The organism is Vibrio sp. YT-15 (genome assembly GCF_033337445.1).
GTDB lineage: Bacteria > Pseudomonadota > Gammaproteobacteria > Enterobacterales > Vibrionaceae > Vibrio > Vibrio alginolyticus.
Window position 1 is genome coordinate 34593 of the sequence record NZ_JAWOQR010000016.1, and the last position, 20666, is coordinate 55258.

Genomic DNA, 20666 nt, shown 5'->3' on the forward strand with positions numbered 1-20666 from the left:
TCAATAAGTAGAGATCTGATATGTCCAATCAATTTGATTTTCGCGCTGCTGCTAAACAAGTTCTTGATATCGAAGTTGCTGCTCTGCAAGAGCTAGATACCTACTTTGATGATCAATTTGAAAAAGCGTGTGAACTTATCCTTTCCAACAACGGCAAAGTTGTCGTTATGGGTATTGGCAAGTCAGGCCATATTGGTAACAAGATTGCCGCCACTCTGGCAAGCACTGGGACTTCGGCGTTTTTCGTTCATCCAGGCGAAGCCGCACATGGTGACTTGGGTATGATTAGCCCTGGTGACATTGTGCTGGCAATTTCTAACTCTGGTGAATCAAACGAAATTCTGTCTCTATTTCCAGTATTAAAGCGCCTGAATATTAAGATCATCAGCATGACAGGTAAGCCAGAATCAAATATGGCCAAGCTGTCTGACTTACACCTGCAAATTACGGTACCTCAAGAAGCTTGTCCGTTAGGCCTGGCGCCAACTAGCAGTACGACTGCCACATTAGTGATGGGAGATGCATTAGCCGTAGCTCTGCTTCAAGCTCGTGGTTTTTCTGCCGAAGATTTTGCCCTATCTCACCCAGGTGGTGCACTGGGGAGAAAACTGCTACTTAAGTTGTCTGATATTATGCACTTTGGAGAAGCGTTACCTAAAGTTTCTCCTGACGCATTAATTCGCGATGCCCTGCTTGAAATTTCAGAAAAGGGGTTAGGCATGACAGCCATCGTCGATGAGCACGATGCTATGCTTGGTATATTCACCGATGGTGATTTACGTCGTACCTTAGACAAGCGTATCGATATTCATACGACGGCAATTGGCGAGGTCATGACGACAAACCCAACCACAGCACACCCTGATATGCTGGCGGTTGAAGGTTTGAACTTGATGCAGAATAAAAACATTAACGCTCTGATTTTATGTAAAGACGAAAAAATTGTGGGTGCACTGAACATGCACGATTTACTAAAAGCTGGCGTGATGTAATATCAGCACAAACATTTAAATCATTTATTAGACGAATAAAGGCAATGGTCAGGGAAGTACTGAGCTAAACGATAGGCCTTCATTATATGAGTTTTACTCGCCTTATTTATTTGCTCTTGATCTTCGTTGTAGCGTGGTGCGGTTATTACCTACTAACCCCTAAAGGCAACGACGCAATTCAAGTAGCACCAGATTCTGAACTGCCCATGTTCAGTGGTTCTGGATTAGAAAACATCACCTACGGTGAAGATGGTGTCCGCAGTTACATCATTCGCTCCACTAACTTAGACCATTATGCTAAGAGTGGAGATACTATTTTTAATAACCCGACTTTGATGGTTTACCGTGAAGGTAGCGTCATTGAATGGAAGGTGACTGCCACAAGAGCAGTGTTAGATGAAGACCAAGTTTTGACTTTATATGACAAAGTCTTAATGCAAAATCTTCTGCCTGGTGCGAGTTTTGATACCATGGCAACAGACAAATTGGTCATTAATCTAACCAATCGTGATTTTAAAGCTGACCAACAAGTGATGTTGGTTGGACCACAATTTGAAACTACTGGAGGCGCAATGCAAGGCAACTTAAAACAGCATACTGCGACTCTGACAGATGAAGTTCAAGGTCGATATGAAACCGTTACACCTTAGCCTACTGGCACTGGTATTGGCGGCGCCTCAAGCGCTGGCACTCAAGTCGGATACTCAACAGCCGGTTTACATAAACTCTGACACCCAACAGGTGGATATGAAGAGTAACCAGGTTGTTTTTGAAGGCGATGTATCTCTTAAGCAAGGGAGCATCAATATCGATGCTGATAGAATCGTGGTAACTCGCGATCCTAAAACCGAAGCAATTAAACAGATTCAAGCATTTGGTAAACCTGCGAAGTTTTCTCAGCTGATGGACGATGGTAAAACACTTAGTGGTCAAGCTACGGAGTTGGATTACCGTATTTCTACAGACGAACTGACCATGAAAGGTCAAGCGCAGCTGGCGCAAGACAACAACACCATCAAAGGTTCTTCGATTCGTTACCAAATTGGTAAACAAAAGCTAGTCGCAGATAGCTCTAAGGAAGAGCGCGTTACGACCATTTTGCAACCCAATCAGATAGAGAACTAATATGGCAGTACTGAGTGCGAAAAACTTGGCGAAAAGCTACAAAAAACGCAAAGTCGTCACTGATGTTAGCTTAGAAGTTGAATCTGGTCAGATTGTTGGGCTGCTCGGTCCAAACGGTGCGGGTAAAACCACCTCGTTTTACATGATTGTCGGCTTAGTACCTCGCGATGAAGGCACCATTACCATTGACGACAATGACATCAGTATTTTGCCGATGCATAGCCGTTCACGACTTGGCATTGGCTATCTTCCGCAAGAAGCGTCGATTTTCCGTAAGCTTTCAGTAGAAGATAACATCATGGCCGTACTTGAAACTCGTCAAGAAATGACGAGGGAAGAGCGCCAAGATAAACTGGAAGATTTGTTGGAAGAATTCCACATCCAGCACATCAGAACCAGTGCTGGTATGGCACTATCAGGGGGTGAGCGACGCAGGGTGGAAATCGCTCGAGCTTTAGCGGCCAACCCTCAGTTCATTTTATTGGATGAACCTTTCGCTGGTGTTGACCCAATTTCGGTTAATGACATCAAGAAAATCATTGAGCATCTGCGCGATCGTGGTCTCGGAGTGTTAATCACTGACCATAATGTACGTGAAACACTGGACGTATGTGAAAAAGCCTATATCGTGAGCCAAGGGCACCTAATTGCATCGGGAACTCCGGCAGAAGTTCTCAATAATGAACAGGTGAAACAAGTTTATCTCGGCGAACAATTCCGTCTATGATTATATTAGGAACGGTAAGATTCTGAGCATTACAAGGTAAGTAACACTGAATGAAACCTTCATTACAACTCAAGCTAGGTCAGCAGTTAGCCATGACGCCACAGTTGCAGCAAGCGATTCGCTTATTGCAATTGTCGACACTCGATCTTCAACAAGAAATCCAAGAAGCGTTGGACTCAAACCCATTATTGGAAGTTGAAGAAGGCCAAGACGAGCCTCTAGCAAACGGTGAAGATAAGTCAGCGGTCGAGGCTGCTGATAGCAACAGTGCTAGCGAACCAACAGAAATTGACGTTCCAGATAGCTCCGATGTGATAGAGAAATCAGAAATTAGCTCTGAACTTGAAATCGACACGACTTGGGATGACGTCTACAGCGCGAATACTGGTAGCACTGGCTTAGCTCTTGATGATGATATGCCCGTCTACCAAGGCGAAACCACTGAATCATTACATGATTACCTCATGTGGCAGCTTGACCTAACACCATTCAGTGAAACCGACCGCACGATTGCATTAGCGATTATTGACGCTGTTGACGACTACGGCTATTTAACTTTGTCGCCTGAAGAGATTCATGAGAGCTTCGATAATGAAGAGATAGAGTTAGACGAAGTAGAAGCCGTTCGTAAACGCATTCAACAATTCGATCCTCTTGGCGTTGCATCGCGTAACTTACAAGAATGTTTGTTACTGCAACTGACGACCTTCCCAGAAGACACGCCATGGCTTGCTGAAGCCAAAATGATACTTGCGGATCATATTGATCACCTAGGCAACCGTGACTACAAGCTCGTCATCAAAGAGACTAAGCTGAAAGAAGCCGATCTGCGTGAAGTCTTAAAGCTTATCCAACAGTTAGATCCTCGTCCAGGTAGTCGCATCACTCCTGATGATACCGAGTACGTAATTCCAGACGTATCCGTTTTTAAAGACAATGGCAAATGGACCGTTTCTATAAACCCGGATAGCGTGCCAAAATTAAAAGTAAATCAACAATATGCTCAATTAGGCAAAGGTAATAGCGCGGATAGCCAGTACATCCGCAGCAATTTGCAAGAGGCAAAATGGTTAATTAAGAGCTTAGAGAGTAGAAACGAGACGCTACTCAAAGTTGCAAGATGTATTGTTGAACATCAACAAGATTTCTTCGAGTATGGTGAGGAAGCCATGAAGCCAATGGTACTCAATGATGTCGCTTTGGCTGTGGACATGCATGAATCCACGATTTCTCGTGTAACAACGCAAAAATTTATGCATACACCACGTGGTATTTTTGAATTGAAGTACTTCTTCTCTAGCCATGTTAGTACTGACAACGGCGGAGAATGTTCGTCAACAGCAATTCGTGCACTCATTAAAAAACTGGTCGCAGCAGAGAATACTGCCAAACCACTGAGTGATAGCAAGATTGCTGCTCTTCTGGCTGACCAAGGGATTCAGGTCGCAAGACGTACGATAGCCAAATATCGCGAATCCTTGGGAATTGCCCCTTCAAGTCAGCGTAAACGCCTATTATAAGGCACTAACTGAAAAGGAAAGTCTATGCAAATCAATATTCAAGGCCATCACGTTGATCTTACCGATTCAATGCAAGACTATGTAAATTCTAAGTTTCAGAAGCTCGAAAGGTTCTTCGACCATATCAATCAAGTGCATGTTGTACTAAAAGTTGAAAAAATTACTCAAATCGCGGAAGCTACGCTTCACATAAATCAAGGCGAAATCCACGCATCAGCCGATGACGAAAATATGTATGCCGCGATCGATTCGCTGGTAGATAAATTGGTTCGCCAACTTAATAAGCACAAAGAAAAACTAAACAGTCATTAATCATGCAACTGAGCGAAATACTGTCATTGGACTGCACCAAAAGTGCGGTCCACTGCACGAGTAAAAAACGCGCCCTTGAAATGATCAGCCGTATCGTGGCTGATCAAACGGGCCAAGATTCTACCGAGCTGTTCGAATGCATGCTCAATAGAGAAAAAATGGGCAGTACCGGTATCGGAAACGGTATTGCGATCCCTCACGCGAGAATGCAATCAAGCGACAAGGCCATTGCTGTCTTACTGCAATGTGATGAAGCAATCGAATTTGATGCGATTGACAATCGACCTGTCGATCTTCTTTTTGCGCTCCTTGTACCAGAAGAACAGTGCAAAGAGCACCTCAAGACTCTATCCTCTATGGCAGAACGTCTGAGCGATAAGCAAGTATTAAAACTACTGCGTAATGCTCAGAGTGATGAAGAACTTTACGACATCATGATTCACCAATAAGCAGGACTAACTCCATGCGACTAATCGTTGTTAGCGGGCACTCAGGTGCCGGTAAAAGTATTGCGCTTCGTGTACTGGAAGACTTAGGTTACTACTGTGTTGATAACCTGCCAGTTAACTTGCTGGACGCATTTGTTCATTCTGTTGCTGACAGCAAACAGAATGTTGCAGTCAGCATTGATATTCGTAATATTCCTAAAAAGCTAAAAGAACTGACGAGTACACTAGAACAGTTAAAAACTGAGCTTGATGTGACCATGCTTTTCTTGGACGCCAATAAAGAAACGCTACTCAAACGCTACAGCGAAACACGCCGAATTCACCCGTTATCTTTAGGTGGCACCTCCCTCTCGCTCGATCAAGCCATCGAGCGTGAGAAACAAATTTTGACGCCACTCAAAGCGCATGCAGATCTGGTCCTAAATAGTAGTGGGCAGTCTTTGCATGAATTGAGTGAAACCGTGCGTATGCGCGTTGAAGGCAGAGATCGCAAAGGGCTCGTTATGGTATTTGAGTCTTTTGGTTTTAAATACGGCCTGCCTTCCGATGCCGATTACGTATTTGACGTTCGCTTCTTACCTAACCCACATTGGGAACCAGCACTACGCCCGCTCACAGGTCTGGATGCTCCTATCGCCGCATTTTTAGAGCAACACCAATCGGTGTTAAGTTTGAAATATCAAATTGAAAGCTTTATAGAGAATTGGTTACCTCTGCTTGAGAAAAACAACCGCAGCTACCTGACCGTTGCAATCGGTTGTACTGGTGGTAAGCACCGCTCGGTGTACTTAACTCAGCAAATCGGTGAATACTTCGCCAACAAAGGACACCAAGTACAAATTCGCCATACCTCACTAGAGAAAAACGCTAAGGAGTAGCCGTGGAGTTAAGTCGTAAAGTATTGATTCAAAACCGCCTTGGCTTACATGCTCGTGCAGCAGTCAAACTGGTCGAACTGGCACAGAGCTTTGAAGCGGTCATCACCATCGACAATGAAGAAGACAAAACCGCCACAGCAGACAGCGTAATGGGCCTGTTAATGCTAGAGTCCGCTCAAGGACAATACGTCACGATCCACGCAACGGGTGGGCAAGCGGAAGAAGCACTGGATGCCGTTTGCCATTTGATCGAAGATAAATTTGATGAAGGCGAGTAGTTTACTCGCTTTTTTCTTACCTCCCATTATCTTTCTCTTCCCTGACCTAATAAATAAATTTGCTTAGTATCATAAGTTGTTATTAAAAGGCGCCTAGAATTAAGTTATTATTCAACGCATTGTAAATATCAGGAATTGGGAGGAATGAATGGCAGAGCAAATTGAATTCGACCAAGCTCACCAAGCCCTCCAAGAAGTCACAGAAGCGCTAGAAAATGGCCGCTTCGTCCATGTTCGTCGTCAATTACAGGACATGGAACCTGAGGATATCGCTCACCTTTTAGAAGCCTCCCCACGTAAGAGCCGTGAAGTTCTTTGGCAACTCACCGACCCTGAAGATTATGGTGAAATCCTTGACGAGCTGAACGAAGACGTCAAAGACAGCCTCGTATCCAAAATGGCACCAGAAGCGCTTGCAGAAGCGACAGAAGGCATGGATACCGATGACGTGGCTTACGTACTGCGTAGCTTGCCTGACAACCTGTCACGCGAAGTCCTGTCGCAAATGGACTCATCTGACCGCCTACGGGTCGAAACCGCCCTATCCTACCCAGAAGACACCGCGGGTGGACTGATGAACACCGACGTCATCACAATTCGTGGTGACGTAGATGTGGACGTAGTTTTGCGTTATCTACGTATGAAAGGCGAGCTTCCAGAAGCTACGGATGCCCTGTATGTGATCGATGAAGAGAGTAAGCTCATCGGTGAACTGCCGATCACGACGCTTATTACCACTCAGCCAGACGTAAAAATCATTGATGTAATGGAAGACGCGGACGAGGCCATCACCGTCGATACTAGCGACTCAGATGTTGCGAGTCTGTTCGAACGCCGTAATTGGGTATCTGCACCTGTTGTTGATGAAAACTTGCATTTGGTCGGTCGTATCACCATCGATGACGTGGTTGACGTTATTCGTGAAGACGCGGAACACTCGATGATGAGTATGGCGGGTATGGACGATGACGAAGATACTTTCGCGCCTGTTGTAAAATCAGCTCGCAAACGCAGTATCTGGCTTGGCGCTAACGTATTAGCCGCCCTTGCTGCTGCTTCCGTTTCTAACATGTTTGAGGCCACATTAGACCAAATGGCGGCCATTGCGGTATTGATGACGATTGTTCCGTCCATGGGTGGTGTCGCTGGTAACCAAACCGTCGCACTAGTGATTCGTGGTCTTGCTCTTGGTCATATCGGTGACTCAAACAAACGCGAACTGTTAATGAAAGAAGCCTCGATCGGCTTACTTAACGGCATCATGTGGGCGCTAATTATTGGTGGTATTGTTGTTGCTTGGAAAGGTAACTGGATGCTCGGAGGAATCATTTCCGCCGCCATGCTGACCAACTTATTGGTCGCAGGTATTGCCGGAGTAACGATTCCAATCCTATTGAAAAAAATGAACATCGATCCCGCTTTAGCTGGTGGTATGGCATTAACAACAGTGACGGATGTGATTGGTTTATCTGTCTTCTTAGGGCTTGCCACAATACTGATTACCTAACAGAAAAAACGAAAAAGCCTGATGAACACATCAGGCTTTTTTGATTCTGAATTGCTAGAAAAGCTTATTCACCCGCCACTTTCATGCTATCCAGTAGGATAGAGCCCGTTTGGATTTGTGAGCGCGTTTCAATATCACTACCAACCGCCACAATCTTGGTGAACATGTCTTTTAGATTACCTGCGATGGTAATTTCTGATACTGGGTATTGGATTTCACCATTCTCAACCCAGAAGCCTGCGGCACCGCGAGAGTAATCACCCGTTACCACGTTCACACCTTGTCCCATGACTTCTGTCACTAGAAGACCAGTACCGAGCTCTTTAAGCATTTGCTCGAAGTTTTGGCCTGTCGACTTCACGTACCAGTTATGAATCCCACCAGCGTGACCTGTCGGCGTCATCTTCATTTTACGTGCGGCATAACTGGTTAACAGATAAGTTGCTAGCACACCGTCGGTAATGATCTCACGGTCTTGAGTGTACACACCTTCACTATCGAATGGACTTGATGCCAAACCACGCAATACATGCGGACGTTCTGAGATATTGAACCATTCAGGAAGCACTTGTTTGCCTAGATGGTCAAGTAAGAAAGAAGATTTTCGGTACAGGTTACCACCGCTGATCGCCATAACGAGATGGCCAATCAAGCCTGTCGCAACATCAGCCGCAAACATGATTGGGTATTGACCTGTTTTTAGACGCTGCGCATCTAGGCGGTTAACCGTATTCTCTGCCGCCTTACGACCCACCGTTTCTGGGGTCCATAAGTCATCACGATGACGTGCCACGGTGTAGCTGTAATCACGTTCCATCTCGCCGTTTTGACCAACGCCAATTACACAACAGCTAGTACTATGTCGGCTAGACGCATAACTAGCTAATAAGCCATGGCTATTGCCATACACTTTCACGCCGTAATGACTATCATAACTCGCGCCATCACTTTGTTTGATTGCACTATTATAATTTAGCGCCTCTTTTTCTGCTGCAATCGCCACATTGGCAGCATAGTCTGGATCGGGTGCGTCAGGGTGGAAAAGATCAAGCTCAGGGATCTCTTGCACCATGTATTCTTTCGCTGCAGGGCCTGCAAATGGGTCTTCAGATGTGTAATGTGCAATATCTAGCGCCGCTATAACGGTTTGCTCGATTGCAGCTTCACTTAAATCAGACGTGGAAGCACTGCCTTTGCGTTGACCTCGGTAAACGGTAATGCCCAGCGCACCATCGCTGTTGAACTCGACATTTTCTACTTCACCCATACGAGTTGAAACACTTAAACCAGTGCTTTTAGTAATTGCGACTTCGGCGGCGTCAGATTTTGCCGATGCAAGCTTTAAGGCTCTTGCTACGGCTTGCTCTAGCTCGGTACGTTGCTCAGCAACCTGCTGTTTAATATCCATTGTCTTTCACATCTTGTCTTTGATGAACAATAGGATAACAAGAATTTCGCTTTCTCCCCATGATTCTTGTTAAAATAGTCATAATATTAATCAAAACACAGGCAACTGAAATGGCACGTAAGAATCAAAAAGCGCCATGGGAACCAGAAGAAGAGATCATCTGGGTAAGTAAATCCGAGATGAAGCGAGACATGGAAGAACTGCAAAAGCTAGGTGAGGAGCTTGTCGGCCTCAAACCTTCAGTTCTAGAAAAGTTTCCATTGAGTGAAGATTTGCGAGAAGCAATTGCTGACGCGCAACGCTTTAAAAATGAAGCGCGTCGTCGCCAATTACAACGTATCGGTAAATTGATGCGTTACGAAGATCCAGAGCCAATCCAAGCCGCACTGGATAAAATTCGTAATAAGCACTCTCAATTAACGGCGGTATTCCACAAACTTGAAGCGTTGCGTGATCGCGTAGTGGAAGAAGGTGACAAAGCCATTGATGACGTAATGGAAATGTACCCAGAAGCGGATCGTCAGCGTCTACGCCAACTTGCTCGCCAAGCAGCGAAAGAGAAAAAAGCTGGGAAACCAGCAAAAGCGTACCGCGAAATCTTTCAGATCCTTAAAGGTCTAAACGAAGAAGAGTTTTAATTCGACGGCTCAAGCAATGAGCATTCGATTTAAACGCAAAAAGCAGACGTCAATGTCTGCTTTTTTTATCTTTGGTTTTACTGTCAGCGTTACACTAAGCGATTCACGCGGTCTCCGCGCTCGAAAGCGTTAATGTTCTCAATCAAGATTTCCGCTAAACGTTGGATAGATGAGTCGCTGCCCCATGCAACATGCGGTGTAAGTAACAAATTAGGTAAACTCATATTGGCAATCAGCGGATTGCTCTCATCAGCCGGTTCTTGTGTAAAAACATCAAAACCAGCCGCTGCAATTTCTTGCTGTTTTAAGGCATCCACCAGCGCGCTCTCATCCACCAAACCTCCACGCCCTGTATTAATCAAAATGGCGTTGGACTTCATTTGTTGCAACTCAGCTTGACCAATTAAATTCTGAGTACGATCGTTGAGCGGGCAATGCAAAGTCAGCGCATCGGAGCGTTTTAATACTTCCTCAAACGGCACATAACCTGGTCTACATTCTGCCGCCCCTTTACGCTCAGAAAACAACACGGTCATTCCTAACGCTTGAGCCAGATTCGCCGTCGCTTGCCCTAGTGCCCCACTACCAACAACACCTAACGTGCTACCACCAATATCCCCGATTGGGTGAGTAAAAAAACAAAACTGCTGGTTACGCTGCCACTCACCTGCGGCAATATCTTGGTGGTACCCAAATAAATTCCGTCTTAAAGCGAATAACATTGCCATCACGTGCTCGGGCACCGAACGCGTCGCGTAACCACGTACATTAGCAACCGCAATATCATGATTAGCACAGTAGTTCACATCGACGTTGTTAAAACCAGTTGCGGCAACCGCGATCATCCGTAATTTTGGTAGTTGCTCTAATACATGTTGGTCAAGCAGGACTTTATTGCTAATCACGATATCGGCATCTGCTAACCTTTCTATTACCTGCTCAGGCGCAGTTAGGTCGTACTCACGCCAGTGGTGCGGAAAGCCAGGTCGTGGGACCTCAATATGTTCTGGGATGGTCGCTCGGTCTAAAAATACGATGCTTGGCAAAGACATAACAACTCCTTGTTCACGGCTGAAAGACAGGATACATCAACCACAGTAACGAAATAGCCAAAAATAGCGAACTAGAAAGAACCGCTGTTGAGTGCAATTGGCATTAAGGGTGTGGCAACGTTTTATAATCAGGCAATGTACGCTCTGGCGAAAAATAGTTAAAGATCATCGCCTCGGCTTCAGAATAAAAGTCACAGGGTACAAAAATACTGCTCAGCTGATCCGTAGCTGGATGATAAAAACTTAGCTCCGCAGCGTGCAACTCTAAACGTTCTGAAAACTGATACGCCTCTTCAGTTGCATAAAACTCATCACCCACAATCGCATGACCAATCGCCATCAAATGCACGCGTAACTGATGCGATCGACCAGTAATGGGGAGTAACCGCACAACGGTTGTATGGGTGCCATCAGGGTGCACTTCACGCTTCACTACTTGGAATAAAGTTTGAGATGGTTTGCCGTCGTCAAAACATACTTTTTGTCGTGGACGATTTGGCCAATCACAAATTAATGGAAGATCAATATTCCCTTCTTGCGGCTCAACATGCCCCCAAACACGTGCGTAATACACCTTGTGAGTGAGGCGATATTGGAACTGCTTTTTTAATGCTCGCTCCGCGGGTTTGTTTTTCGCCAGCAACATCAACCCTGATGTCGACATATCCAAGCGATGCACAACTTGAATTTCTGGATGCAACTCTTTGAAGCGGCTCCACATGCTGTCGTAATGCTCTGCAAGGCGACCAGGGACAGACAGCAGCCCTGATGGCTTATTCACTGCCAGAATGTCGTCATCCTCAAAAACGATATCAACCCAAGGGTCGGTGGGAGGGGTATATTCAAGCATTGCCATGGGAGATCTCTACAAAATAAAAACGCCACGATTATATACCCAAATAGCACCCAGATGCAGGATTCTGAAGAAAAGTTCAACCCAATAAAACAAAGTCAATCCTTTAGCATAAAAACTAAAAATAGCACGTTGTAAATTTAGTTTGACAACAAGACGCATAACTGAATAGAGTGCTAGATGCACACAGCATGATATTCGCAAAGAATACTTAAAATAAATACACCAAAACACAGCATTTAAAAGACATTACCGTTGCGCAGTATAGGGCGTTCGCTCAGCTTGTCATGTACTGCGGTATGTATCTCTTTAGAAAGATACATAAGATAAAAAGGACAATAAGCAATGGACTCCGCCGTTATAGATAAACCCCAATCCAAACTTTCCTTATTTTTTCGTTCGCTAGGCCCCGGCATATTAATGGCATCTGCTGCGGTCGGTGGCTCTCACCTCGTGGCATCAACCAAGGCTGGTGCGATTTATGGTTGGCAATTGGCTGCACTGGTTCTGCTCGTAAACCTGTTTAAATACCCTTTTTTTCGAGCGGGCGTACAGTACACCATGGGGACAGGGCTCACCTTGGTTGAGGGCTACGCGAAATTAGGTCGGCCTTATCTATGGCTATTTCTATTTCTGAGCGTGGTATCGGCCGTCATCAATACCGCCGCTTTGTTGATGTTTAGCGCTAGCTTGCTGGGCTACTTCATTCCGTTTTCACTATCAATGGCATCACTCAGCATCATTGTGATTGTCACCTGCCTGATCATATTATTTGCTGGCCATTACAAAGCGCTCGATACGCTATCTAAAGTGATCATGTCGGTGTTAACCATCGCGACTTTACTCGCTGTTTCTATCGCCTTTGGTAACCCTGTTGAACAAGTAGCCAACTTCGAGCCACCGTCACCTTGGTCTATTGCGGCTATTGGTTTTATCGTTGTGACAATGGGGTGGATGCCTGCACCGATAGAGATCTCCTGTTTAACCTCAGCATGGCTAAAACGCCAATCAAGCCAGCAAGAAGTAACATACCGCTCTGCTCTATTTGACTTTAATGTCGGTTATATTGGCACGGCGTTTCTTGCCATTATCTTTGTATCGCTAGGATCTTTGATGCTTTATGGATCTGGCGTTGCGCTTGAAAGCTCTGGTGTTGGCTTCTCCCACCAATTGGTTGGCTTATATGCGGCAACGATTGGCGAATGGTCTCGTTACTTGATCGCGGTAATTGCGTTTTTCTGTATCTTTGGCAGCACGATTACCGTTATTGATGGCTATTCGCGCGTTATTTCGGATTCTCAACGCTTACTTCGCTCACAACCAGACACTAACCCTAAAACCACTTCAGCGATCATGCTGGTAGTCTCTTTACTTGCATTGGGTATTGTGGTTTTCTGGGCTTCTGCGTTATTGCCTATGCTGAACTTTGCGATGATCCTCGCCTTTATGACCACGCCGTTCTTTGCTCTGCTAAATTACACATTAGTGAGCAAAACCAAGTTACCTGAGCCTTTGGCTGTTGGACCTAAACTAAAGTGGTTGTCGATTGCAGGCCTGATTTACTTGTTTGGCTTCTTGGCTGTGTTTATCTGGTGGAAGTGGTTGATGTAAATGCGGTAGCTATCAGTGATTAATGCATTCCGCATAAAGAAACTAAACCGTAAATAAAGAAAAAGGTCTTCAACTGAAGACCTTTTTTAATGAGCAATAAATACTTACTTAGTTGTGGCTCACCACAATCAAACGCAGCGAGTCGAGCTGAACTTGAGCTTGGTTGATGTAACCAGTAAGCTCTTTAATTTGTGCGTCGATAGCTTCAATTTCTTCGTCACGAATATTTGGGTTCACCGCTTTCAGTGCTTGCAAACGCTCAAGCTCTGCATTCAAACTATGCTGCATATCTTGATGAGCTTGCTTGCGTACTTCTTCGACCTTCTCTTCAATAAGAACATCACCGGCTTCAATTAAGCGGTGTACGTCTTTCTGTACCGACGTAACCAACTTGCTCCCTAAGTGGCGGTTTACAGGGCTGAGCTGGCGGTTAAAGCTTTCAAACTCCACTTGAGCAGACAAATCATTACCACGCGAGTCCATCATTAAACGGATTGGCGTTTTCGGTAAGAAGCGCGCGATACCACTGCGTTTTGGCGCTTGCGCATCTACCGCGTAAATCAACTCAAGAAGAATAGTCCCGACTGGTAACGCTTTGTTTTTCAATAGAGATACCGCAGACGTCCCCACCCCTTCACTCATAAGAAGATCGATACCACCCTGGATCATTGGGTGTTCCCAACTGATAAAGTGCATATCTTCACGAGATAAAGCCGTATCACGATCAAACGTGATCGTCGCTCCTTCGTATGGCAGACCTGGGTAGCTTGGCACCATCATGTGCTCAGATGGGGTCACAATCAGGGCGTTTTCACCTTTATCGTCTTGATTCAAGCCAATCGTGTCAAAAAGAGAAAGTGCGAAGGTGACCAGATTGGTATCGCCGTCAGTTGATTCAATTTTCTCAACGATTTGTTGTGCTTTTTCCCCGCCATTTGAATGCATTTCTAATAGGCGATCACGGCCTTGCTCCAATTGGGATTTCAGCTCTTTATTCATTTTTGCTGACGCTTCAATGATCTCATCTAGCGTGCTGGTATCACCAGAGGCAAGAATTTCAATCAGATCATCGGAGTACTTATCGTAAACAGCACGGCCTGTTGGGCAGGTTTCCGCAAAAGCGTTCAGGCCTTCATCGAACCAACGTGCTAGGATCGCTTGCGATGTGCCTTTCAGGTAAGGAACATGAATGTCGATATCGCGATTTTGACCGATACGGTCCAAACGACCAATACGTTGCTCAAGCAAGTCTGGGTTGAATGGCAAGTCAAACATGACAAGTTGGTTGGCAAACTGGAAGTTACGACCTTCAGAGCCGATTTCGCTACAGATAAGAACTTGTGCTCCACCTTCTTCTTGCGCAAAGTAAGCCGCCGCTTTGTCACGTTCAAGAATCGACATACCTTCGTGGAAAACGGTGGCGCGGATACCTTCACGCTCACGCAGTGCTTGCTCCAATTGCAGTGCGGTACTCGCACGAGAAGCAATCACGAGGATTTTCTCGCTGCGCTTCTCTTTTACTTTTTCAAGCAACCAATTCACACGCGAGTCAAACTGCCACCAGCTCGCGTCATCGCCTTCAAATTCTTGGAAAATTTCTTCCGGGTAAAGGTTCTTCATCGCACGTGCTTCAGAACTCATCTTACCGCCAATCATCCCAGCAACACGCATTGATGTAGTGTATTGCGGTGGAATATCCATTGGCATCAGATGCACGTTACGCGTAGGGAAGCCTTTGATGGCCGCGCGCGTGTTACGGAACAGAACACGCCCTGTACCATGACGATCCATCAAGTTATCGATCAGCTCTTGGCGTGCCGACGCTTTAGCTTCTTCGTCCGCTTCACTTTCGATAATGCGGAAAAGTGGTTCTACGTCTTGTTCAGACAACAACTCAGTGATCTGGTTTTTTGCTTCATTAGGTAGCTTTTCACCGGAAAAGAGTGAAGTAATCGCATCTGCTACGGGCGCGTATTGCTCTTCTTCCTCAACGAATGCTTCGTAATCATAGAAGCGGTCTGGATCCAACAAACGCAGACGAGCAAAGTGACTCTCACGACCAAGCTGCTCTGGCGTTGCAGTCAGTAGCAACACACCAGGAGTACGTTCAGCCAAGCCTTCTACCACTTGGTATTCGCGACTTGGTTTGTCTTGGCTCCACTCTAGGTGGTGCGCTTCATCGACAACCAGTAGGTCCCATTCACCTTCCAGTGCTTGTTCAAAACGCTTGCGGCTCTTGCGTAGGAAATCCAAAGAACACAGCACATATTGCTGAGTATCAAATGGGTTTTCTGCATCCGCAAACGCTTCGATACAGCGCTCTTCGTCAAAGATAGAGAAATGCAGATTGAAACGACGCATCATCTCAACCAGCCATTGATGCTGCAGTGTTTCAGGCACCACAATCAAAATGCGTTCGGCACGACCAGACAGAACTTGTTGGTGGATGATCATGCCCGCTTCGATGGTTTTACCCAAACCTACCTCATCCGCCAACAAGACGCGTGGCGCGTGACGACGGCCAACTTCGTGCGCGATGTAAAGCTGATGAGGGATCAAACCTGCACGCATACCACACAGGCCACGCATTGGGCTCTTATGCTGCTCAAACTGATTGGTTAGCGCACGATAACGCAGAACAAAGTTGTCCATACGGTCGATTTGACCGGCGTACAACTTATCTTGAGGTTTGTTAAAACGAATTTGGTTGCTAAGAAAAATCTCACGCAGAACAACAGCGGTTTCTTGCGTGTCTTCACGAGTACCGAAATAGGTGTAAAGACCTTCATCTTCCAGTACTTCTTCTACTTTTAGAGACCAACCTTCTTGGCAATCGATGACATCCCCAACATTAAAGGTGACTCGGGTAACAGGTGCATCGTTACGTGCGTAAACTCGGTTTTCCTCTGACGCTGCAAACATCAATGTCACAGTACGAGCATCCATTGCTACAACGGTACCTAAACCTAAATCGCTTTCCGTATCGCTAATCCAGCGCTGCCCCAAAGCAAATGTCATGAATTGACTACCTCGTTATTAGTTCTTGATTCGTATTTCTTGTTGGTCTACTCATGCCCGTGGGCATGGATAATAGTTTAGATCTGATTCTGGCTTCTGCTATGCCGATAGCATTCGTCATTTCAGTATGAACTGAGTATTTTTTAAGCCAGCTCAACATGATAAATCGGACGTAGCCTATACGCAGAAAAAGGTCGCTAATCTTACTTGAAGCTGTGATTTAGGTCACGCCGAAACCGCACCAAGCAGAAACTTTTTTTCCCAAACTCTAAATGCAATCAAATTGTAAAATACTCATGCCAATTATTAAGTTGTAGAACGTAAATATTACGTATACTTCTAATGAGGGGCGTTTAAAACCATTGCATATGATTTAAGCGCGTTAGTACACGATTAGGATCAACACGGGTTTGCAGTAAGTTGTCTTGCTACTCGGTTGCACACTAGCCGACATCAGCCCGACAACCTCTATTGCAAGCAATCAGAGTTAGGTCACTTCACACCTATTTGGAAACGACCTAACAACTCGCATGCAGAGCCGTACTACGGCAAGGAGACGCTATGGGCGATACCGATCGGAAACTGTTTGTACTCGATACCAACATTCTTCTTCATGAACCCTTTGCCATCTTCTCTTTCCAGGAACACGATGTCGTTATCCCCATGACCGTGTTGGAAGAACTCGACCGAATCAAAGACAGTAAGCGCGACGTTGCAAGAGATGCGCGCGTGGCTATTCGCACCTTGGAAGATTTGTTTAAAGAAGCAACGCCAGATGAAATCTCTGAAGGCATTCCTGTTTCTAAAGACAACCCCGACCAAGGTACTATTTCCATTTTGGCGGATTTTGAACTGCAGGAAACCGTCAAAGCCTTCGCCGACAAAGCCGGTGACAACCGTATTCTCAACGCGGTGCTTTATCTGCAAAATAAACGTGCACCACGTGAAGTGGTACTGATCACGAAAGACATCAACATGCGTCTGCGAGCCAAAGGGGCTGGTGTACGCTTTGTTGAGGACTATAGAACCGACCAACTGATTGACGACATTCAATACCTAACCAAAGGCTTTCAATTGCGTGAAGGTGATTTCTGGAGCGGTATTGAGGAAGTAGAAAGCTATGCACTGGGCGGAAAAACTTACCACAAACTCAGTCGCGAACCCTTCGACCCAACCTTTATCAACCAATACGTTATTGATGAAGACAGTGACTTTGCTGGTCGCGTAGAAACCATCAATGAAGACAAGCTAACGCTTCTCGACCTGAGCCGCGAACGTCTAATGCATCGTAAGGCTTGGGACATCACACCTAAAAATATCTACCAGGGAATGGCGTTAGATGCCTTACTCGATCCAGAAATTGACTTGGTGATTCTAACGGGTGCGGCGGGTAGTGGTAAGACATTACTGGCAATGGCAGCAGCATTGGAGCAAACCATTGAAAAAAGCATGTTCGATAAAATTATCGTAACACGTAACACGCCAGATATCGGTGAATCCATCGGCTTCTTACCCGGCTCCGAAGAGGAGAAAATGATGCCGTGGTTAGCGGCGGTGACCGATACCTTGGAAGCACTACATAAACACGATCACTGCACTGAAGGCTCATTGAAGTACATCTGCGATAAAGCCAACATTCAATTTAAATCGATCAACTTTATGCGTGGCCGTTCGATTCAAAATGCGTTTGTACTGCTTGATGAGTGTCAAAACCTCACTGCATCACAAATCAAAACCATCATTACCCGCTGTGGCGAAGGAACCAAAATCGTCTGCTCCGGTAACTTGGCGCAGATTGACTCTCATTACCTCACCCCAGTGACATCAGGATTGACGTACATGGTTGAGCGCTTCAAGAACTTTGAAGGCAGCGCAAATATTCACCTCAACGGCGTGGTTCGTAGCCGCTTGGCGGAATTTGCTGAAGAAAACCTGTAATTGACACCGACTCACAAAGCAAAAGAGCGCTCTAATGAGCGCTCTTTTTATAACGATTCGACTGAGTTACTCAGTGCCACCCACTGTCAGTGAGTCCAGCTTCAAGGTCGGCTGACCAACACCAACCGGCACACTTTGACCTGCTTTACCACATACGCCAACGCCCTTGTCGATACTTAAGTCGTTACCGACCATAGACACTTGCTGCATTGCTTCGATACCTGAGCCAATCAACGTCGCACCTTTAACAGGGCGCGTAATATTACCGTTTTCAATCAAGTACGCTTCCGATGCAGAGAACACAAACTTACCCGAAGTAATGTCCACCTGGCCGCCACCAAAGTTTGGCGCATACAACCCTTTCTCGACCGTCGAGATAATTTCTTCTGGCGTATGTTCACCTGGAAGCATGTAGGTGTTGGTCATACGAGGCATTGGCAAGTGTGCATACGATTCACGACGACCATTACCTGTTGGGTTCACACCCATTAACCGCGCGTTTAGCTTGTCTTGCATGTAACCTTTCAGCACACCATTTTCGATAAGCGTGTTGTACTGGCCGTTTACCCCTTCATCATCCACATTCAATGAACCACGAAGGTCTTTTAACGTGCCATCATCGACGATGGTACATAGTGAAGACGTCACTTGTTGACCCATTTTTCCAGAGAACACTGACGACTCTTTGCGGTTAAAGTCACCTTCTAGGCCATGACCTACCGCTTCGTGTAGCAACACGCCTGGCCAACCTGAGCCTAATACCACTGGCATCATGCCTGCTGGTGCGGCTTCTGCTTCAAGGTTGATTAACGCCATTCGAATCGCTTCGTCTGCATAATGGAAAGCTTGTTTCACTCCATTGCTTTCCGTTAAAAAGAAATCGTAACCGAAACGGCCGCCGCCCCCCGCACTACCGCGTTCACGTCGTTCGCCTTTTTGTGCAAGCACACTAATAGACAAACGCACCAAAGGACGAATGTCGCCTGCATAAGTACCGTCTGTTGCCGCAACAAGCATCTGCTCATGCACACCGCTGATGCTAATCGAAACTTCTTTAATCAATGGTTCTTTAGTGCGGATGTAAGCATCTAGAGATTTGAGCAATTCTGTTTTTTGCTGCTTTTCCCATTCAGCTAGTGGATTCACAGCCGCGTAGTACGCTTGGTTTTCGGTGCGTTTAAACGCTTGGACTTTGCCATTTTGCCCTTGCTGAGCAATACCGCGCGCCGCCATTGCACTCTGCTTCAGGCCTTCAGGCTGGATTTGATCAGAGTAGGCAAAGCCTGTTTTCTCGCCAGTTACTGCACGGACACCAACACCACAATCAATGTTAAAAGAGCCATCTTTGATGATGCTATCTTCTAGAACCAGAGACTCATGCCAGCTGGACTGAAAGTAAATGTCCGCATAATCGATCTGGCGCGTCGCAATGCTGGCAAGCGTGTCAGCAATGTCTTGTTCTGTCAGACCATTTGGGGCAAGGAGTGCCTGTTCTATTTGGTTTGTGCTCATAGTTAGCTCTTTTATTTCCGTCTCAATTCATTTTGAAAGCGACTGTGTTGAGTCAGCGGCATATTCTGCCTTACTTGTTGGCTTTGTGACAAATCTATCTCTGTCACCAATAAGCCTACTTCATCCTGAAGCTGTTTATGGATACGTCCCCAAGGGTCAACGACCATTGAGTGTCCCCATGTTTTTCGTCCACATGGATGCGTTCCAGTTTGTCCGCTTGCCAAAATCCAACATTGTGTCTCAATCGCTCTAGATCGCAATAATACTTCCCAGTGAGCTTGCCCCGTCACAGCGGTAAACGCAGCGGGCACCACAATGATATCCGCCCCTTCTTGACGCAATACTTTATAAAGTTCTGGGAAACGTAAATCATAACAAATACTCAATCCAACACTGCCGATATCAGTTTCCGCAACGACTATTTGATTACCCGCCATAAACGTATCCGACTCACGATAACTACCATAACCATCGGCTACGTCGACATCAAACATATGCAGTTTGTCATAGTGAGCAATGCATTTACCGTGCGGCGGAAATACCAGTGTTGTGGTGGTGACACCTTTTGCGGTTTGAATGGGCATGCTTCCGACAATTAGCGTTAACTGGTTCTTTCTAGCGATTTCACAGAGCCGCTGTTGAATCATGCCACTGCCAAGTGGCTCTGCATGTTGATGATAAGCTTCGCGACTGGAAAATAGCACTGTATTTTCAGGAGTAAGAACAAGTTTGGCACCTTGCTTGCTCGCTAAAGCACACTGTTTTTCAATGAAGTCCAAATTCGCGTTAATATCCGGACCCGAAGTCATTTGAATAATGCCAACACGCTCCATGTGTTTCCTCCCTAT

Annotated in this window: 19 protein-coding genes; 13 read left to right on the forward strand and 6 right to left on the reverse strand. The window is 45.8% G+C overall.

The annotated features are described in order from the left end of the window. The first annotated feature begins 20 nt into the window (after nucleotides 1-20). The 10 genes from kdsD to mgtE all read left to right on the forward strand — a co-directional run bounded on the left by kdsD (nucleotide 21) and on the right by mgtE (nucleotide 7788). Nucleotides 21-992, forward strand: a complete 972-nt coding sequence (gene kdsD, locus R7D93_RS21465) for an arabinose-5-phosphate isomerase KdsD (RefSeq protein ID WP_005381104.1) — start codon at nucleotides 21-23, stop codon at nucleotides 990-992. An 86-nt stretch (nucleotides 993-1078) separates the two neighbouring features. After that, nucleotides 1079-1642 carry an LPS export ABC transporter periplasmic protein LptC gene (gene lptC / locus R7D93_RS21470; protein ID WP_005381106.1) on the forward strand — a complete coding sequence of 188 codons (564 nt, stop codon included), beginning with the start codon at nucleotides 1079-1081 and terminating at the stop codon, nucleotides 1640-1642. Next, complete coding sequence (lptA, locus tag R7D93_RS21475; RefSeq protein WP_005381109.1) at nucleotides 1623-2117, forward strand: lipopolysaccharide transport periplasmic protein LptA; 495 nt, start codon at nucleotides 1623-1625, stop codon at nucleotides 2115-2117. The genes lptC and lptA overlap by 20 nt, the downstream gene beginning before the upstream one ends. Nucleotide 2118: 1 nt before the next feature. Then, entirely contained in the window at nucleotides 2119-2844 is a 726-nt protein-coding gene (lptB, locus tag R7D93_RS21480) for an LPS export ABC transporter ATP-binding protein (protein ID WP_005381111.1), read from the forward strand. Between the two features lie 50 nt (nucleotides 2845-2894). Then, entirely contained in the window at nucleotides 2895-4364 is a 1470-nt protein-coding gene (locus R7D93_RS21485) for an RNA polymerase factor sigma-54 (protein WP_005381112.1), read from the forward strand. A gap of 24 nt (nucleotides 4365-4388) precedes the next feature. Continuing rightward, complete coding sequence (hpf, locus tag R7D93_RS21490; protein ID WP_005381114.1) at nucleotides 4389-4676, forward strand: ribosome hibernation promoting factor; 288 nt, start codon at nucleotides 4389-4391, stop codon at nucleotides 4674-4676. Between the two features lie 2 nt (nucleotides 4677-4678). Beyond that, entirely contained in the window at nucleotides 4679-5125 is a 447-nt protein-coding gene (gene ptsN, locus R7D93_RS21495) for a PTS IIA-like nitrogen regulatory protein PtsN (RefSeq protein ID WP_005381116.1), read from the forward strand. A 14-nt stretch (nucleotides 5126-5139) separates the two neighbouring features. Beyond that, nucleotides 5140-6003, forward strand: coding sequence for an RNase adapter RapZ (rapZ, locus tag R7D93_RS21500; protein ID WP_005388424.1), 864 nt, complete (start codon nucleotides 5140-5142; stop codon nucleotides 6001-6003). 2 nt (nucleotides 6004-6005) lie between these two features. Then, nucleotides 6006-6281 carry an HPr family phosphocarrier protein gene (locus R7D93_RS21505; RefSeq protein ID WP_005381120.1) on the forward strand — a complete coding sequence of 92 codons (276 nt, stop codon included), beginning with the start codon at nucleotides 6006-6008 and terminating at the stop codon, nucleotides 6279-6281. Nucleotides 6282-6429: 148 nt separating this feature from the next. Continuing rightward, on the forward strand, nucleotides 6430-7788 hold the full coding sequence (gene mgtE / locus R7D93_RS21510; RefSeq protein WP_005381121.1) for a magnesium transporter: 1359 nt from the start codon (nucleotides 6430-6432) through the stop codon (nucleotides 7786-7788). 64 nt (nucleotides 7789-7852) lie between these two features. Here mgtE and pmbA read toward each other — a convergent pair whose 3' ends face one another. Beyond that, entirely contained in the window at nucleotides 7853-9196 is a 1344-nt protein-coding gene (gene pmbA / locus R7D93_RS21515) for a metalloprotease PmbA (RefSeq protein ID WP_047103623.1), read from the reverse strand. A gap of 110 nt (nucleotides 9197-9306) precedes the next feature. Here pmbA and yjgA point away from each other — a divergent pair, with 110 nt between their 5' ends. Then, complete coding sequence (gene yjgA / locus R7D93_RS21520; RefSeq protein WP_005381124.1) at nucleotides 9307-9834, forward strand: ribosome biogenesis factor YjgA; 528 nt, start codon at nucleotides 9307-9309, stop codon at nucleotides 9832-9834. An 89-nt stretch (nucleotides 9835-9923) separates the two neighbouring features. Here the strand turns inward: yjgA and R7D93_RS21525 are convergent, their stop codons facing one another. Beyond that, nucleotides 9924-10886, reverse strand: coding sequence for a D-2-hydroxyacid dehydrogenase (locus tag R7D93_RS21525; RefSeq protein WP_151514342.1), 963 nt, complete (start codon nucleotides 10884-10886; stop codon nucleotides 9924-9926). A gap of 103 nt (nucleotides 10887-10989) precedes the next feature. Continuing rightward, complete coding sequence (locus R7D93_RS21530) at nucleotides 10990-11742, reverse strand: pseudouridine synthase (protein ID WP_225497117.1); 753 nt, start codon at nucleotides 11740-11742, stop codon at nucleotides 10990-10992. 342 nt (nucleotides 11743-12084) lie between these two features. On the opposite strand from R7D93_RS21530, the gene R7D93_RS21535 reads away from it, so the two are divergent. Continuing rightward, nucleotides 12085-13350 (forward strand): NRAMP family divalent metal transporter, encoded by a 1266-nt coding sequence (locus R7D93_RS21535; protein WP_225497115.1) that lies wholly within the window; start codon nucleotides 12085-12087, stop codon nucleotides 13348-13350. A gap of 108 nt (nucleotides 13351-13458) precedes the next feature. On the opposite strand, the gene rapA is transcribed toward R7D93_RS21535, so the two are convergent. Beyond that, a complete protein-coding gene (gene rapA / locus R7D93_RS21540) occupies nucleotides 13459-16368 on the reverse strand; it encodes an RNA polymerase-associated protein RapA (RefSeq protein WP_005388434.1) in 2910 nt (969 codons plus the stop codon). A gap of 561 nt (nucleotides 16369-16929) precedes the next feature. Between rapA and R7D93_RS21545 the strand changes: the two genes are divergently transcribed. Next, entirely contained in the window at nucleotides 16930-18306 is a 1377-nt protein-coding gene (locus R7D93_RS21545; protein ID WP_005381133.1) for a PhoH family protein, read from the forward strand. Between the two features lie 66 nt (nucleotides 18307-18372). Here the strand turns inward: R7D93_RS21545 and tldD are convergent, their stop codons facing one another. Both tldD and R7D93_RS21555 read right to left on the reverse strand, forming a co-directional pair. Beyond that, nucleotides 18373-19818 (reverse strand): metalloprotease TldD, encoded by a 1446-nt coding sequence (gene tldD / locus R7D93_RS21550; protein ID WP_225497113.1) that lies wholly within the window; start codon nucleotides 19816-19818, stop codon nucleotides 18373-18375. An 11-nt stretch (nucleotides 19819-19829) separates the two neighbouring features. Then, a complete protein-coding gene (locus R7D93_RS21555) occupies nucleotides 19830-20651 on the reverse strand; it encodes a carbon-nitrogen hydrolase family protein (protein WP_171346115.1) in 822 nt (273 codons plus the stop codon). Between the last annotated feature and the right edge of the window lie 15 nt (nucleotides 20652-20666).

Excerpts from the sequence above, each read along its gene's own strand:
- lptB (WP_005381111.1), top strand. The coding sequence starts at position 2,119 with ATGGCAGTACTGAGTGCGAAAAACTTGGCGAAAAGCTACAAAAAACGC.
- R7D93_RS21535 (WP_225497115.1), top strand. The coding sequence starts at position 12,085 with ATGGACTCCGCCGTTATAGATAAACCCCAATCCAAACTTTCCTTATTT.
- lptA (WP_005381109.1), top strand. The coding sequence starts at position 1,623 with ATGAAACCGTTACACCTTAGCCTACTGGCACTGGTATTGGCGGCGCCT.
- R7D93_RS21530 (WP_225497117.1), bottom strand. The coding sequence starts at position 11,742 with ATGGCAATGCTTGAATATACCCCTCCCACCGACCCTTGGGTTGATATC.
- rapA (WP_005388434.1), bottom strand. The coding sequence starts at position 16,368 with ATGACATTTGCTTTGGGGCAGCGCTGGATTAGCGATACGGAAAGCGAT.
- tldD (WP_225497113.1), bottom strand. The coding sequence starts at position 19,818 with ATGAGCACAAACCAAATAGAACAGGCACTCCTTGCCCCAAATGGTCTG.
- kdsD (WP_005381104.1), top strand. The coding sequence starts at position 21 with ATGTCCAATCAATTTGATTTTCGCGCTGCTGCTAAACAAGTTCTTGAT.
- pmbA (WP_047103623.1), bottom strand. The coding sequence starts at position 9,196 with ATGGATATTAAACAGCAGGTTGCTGAGCAACGTACCGAGCTAGAGCAA.
- R7D93_RS21525 (WP_151514342.1), bottom strand. The coding sequence starts at position 10,886 with ATGTCTTTGCCAAGCATCGTATTTTTAGACCGAGCGACCATCCCAGAA.
- yjgA (WP_005381124.1), top strand. The coding sequence starts at position 9,307 with ATGGCACGTAAGAATCAAAAAGCGCCATGGGAACCAGAAGAAGAGATC.
- R7D93_RS21555 (WP_171346115.1), bottom strand. The coding sequence starts at position 20,651 with ATGGAGCGTGTTGGCATTATTCAAATGACTTCGGGTCCGGATATTAAC.
- R7D93_RS21485 (WP_005381112.1), top strand. The coding sequence starts at position 2,895 with ATGAAACCTTCATTACAACTCAAGCTAGGTCAGCAGTTAGCCATGACG.
- hpf (WP_005381114.1), top strand. The coding sequence starts at position 4,389 with ATGCAAATCAATATTCAAGGCCATCACGTTGATCTTACCGATTCAATG.
- mgtE (WP_005381121.1), top strand. The coding sequence starts at position 6,430 with ATGGCAGAGCAAATTGAATTCGACCAAGCTCACCAAGCCCTCCAAGAA.
- ptsN (WP_005381116.1), top strand. The coding sequence starts at position 4,679 with ATGCAACTGAGCGAAATACTGTCATTGGACTGCACCAAAAGTGCGGTC.
- R7D93_RS21545 (WP_005381133.1), top strand. The coding sequence starts at position 16,930 with ATGGGCGATACCGATCGGAAACTGTTTGTACTCGATACCAACATTCTT.
- rapZ (WP_005388424.1), top strand. The coding sequence starts at position 5,140 with ATGCGACTAATCGTTGTTAGCGGGCACTCAGGTGCCGGTAAAAGTATT.
- lptC (WP_005381106.1), top strand. The coding sequence starts at position 1,079 with ATGAGTTTTACTCGCCTTATTTATTTGCTCTTGATCTTCGTTGTAGCG.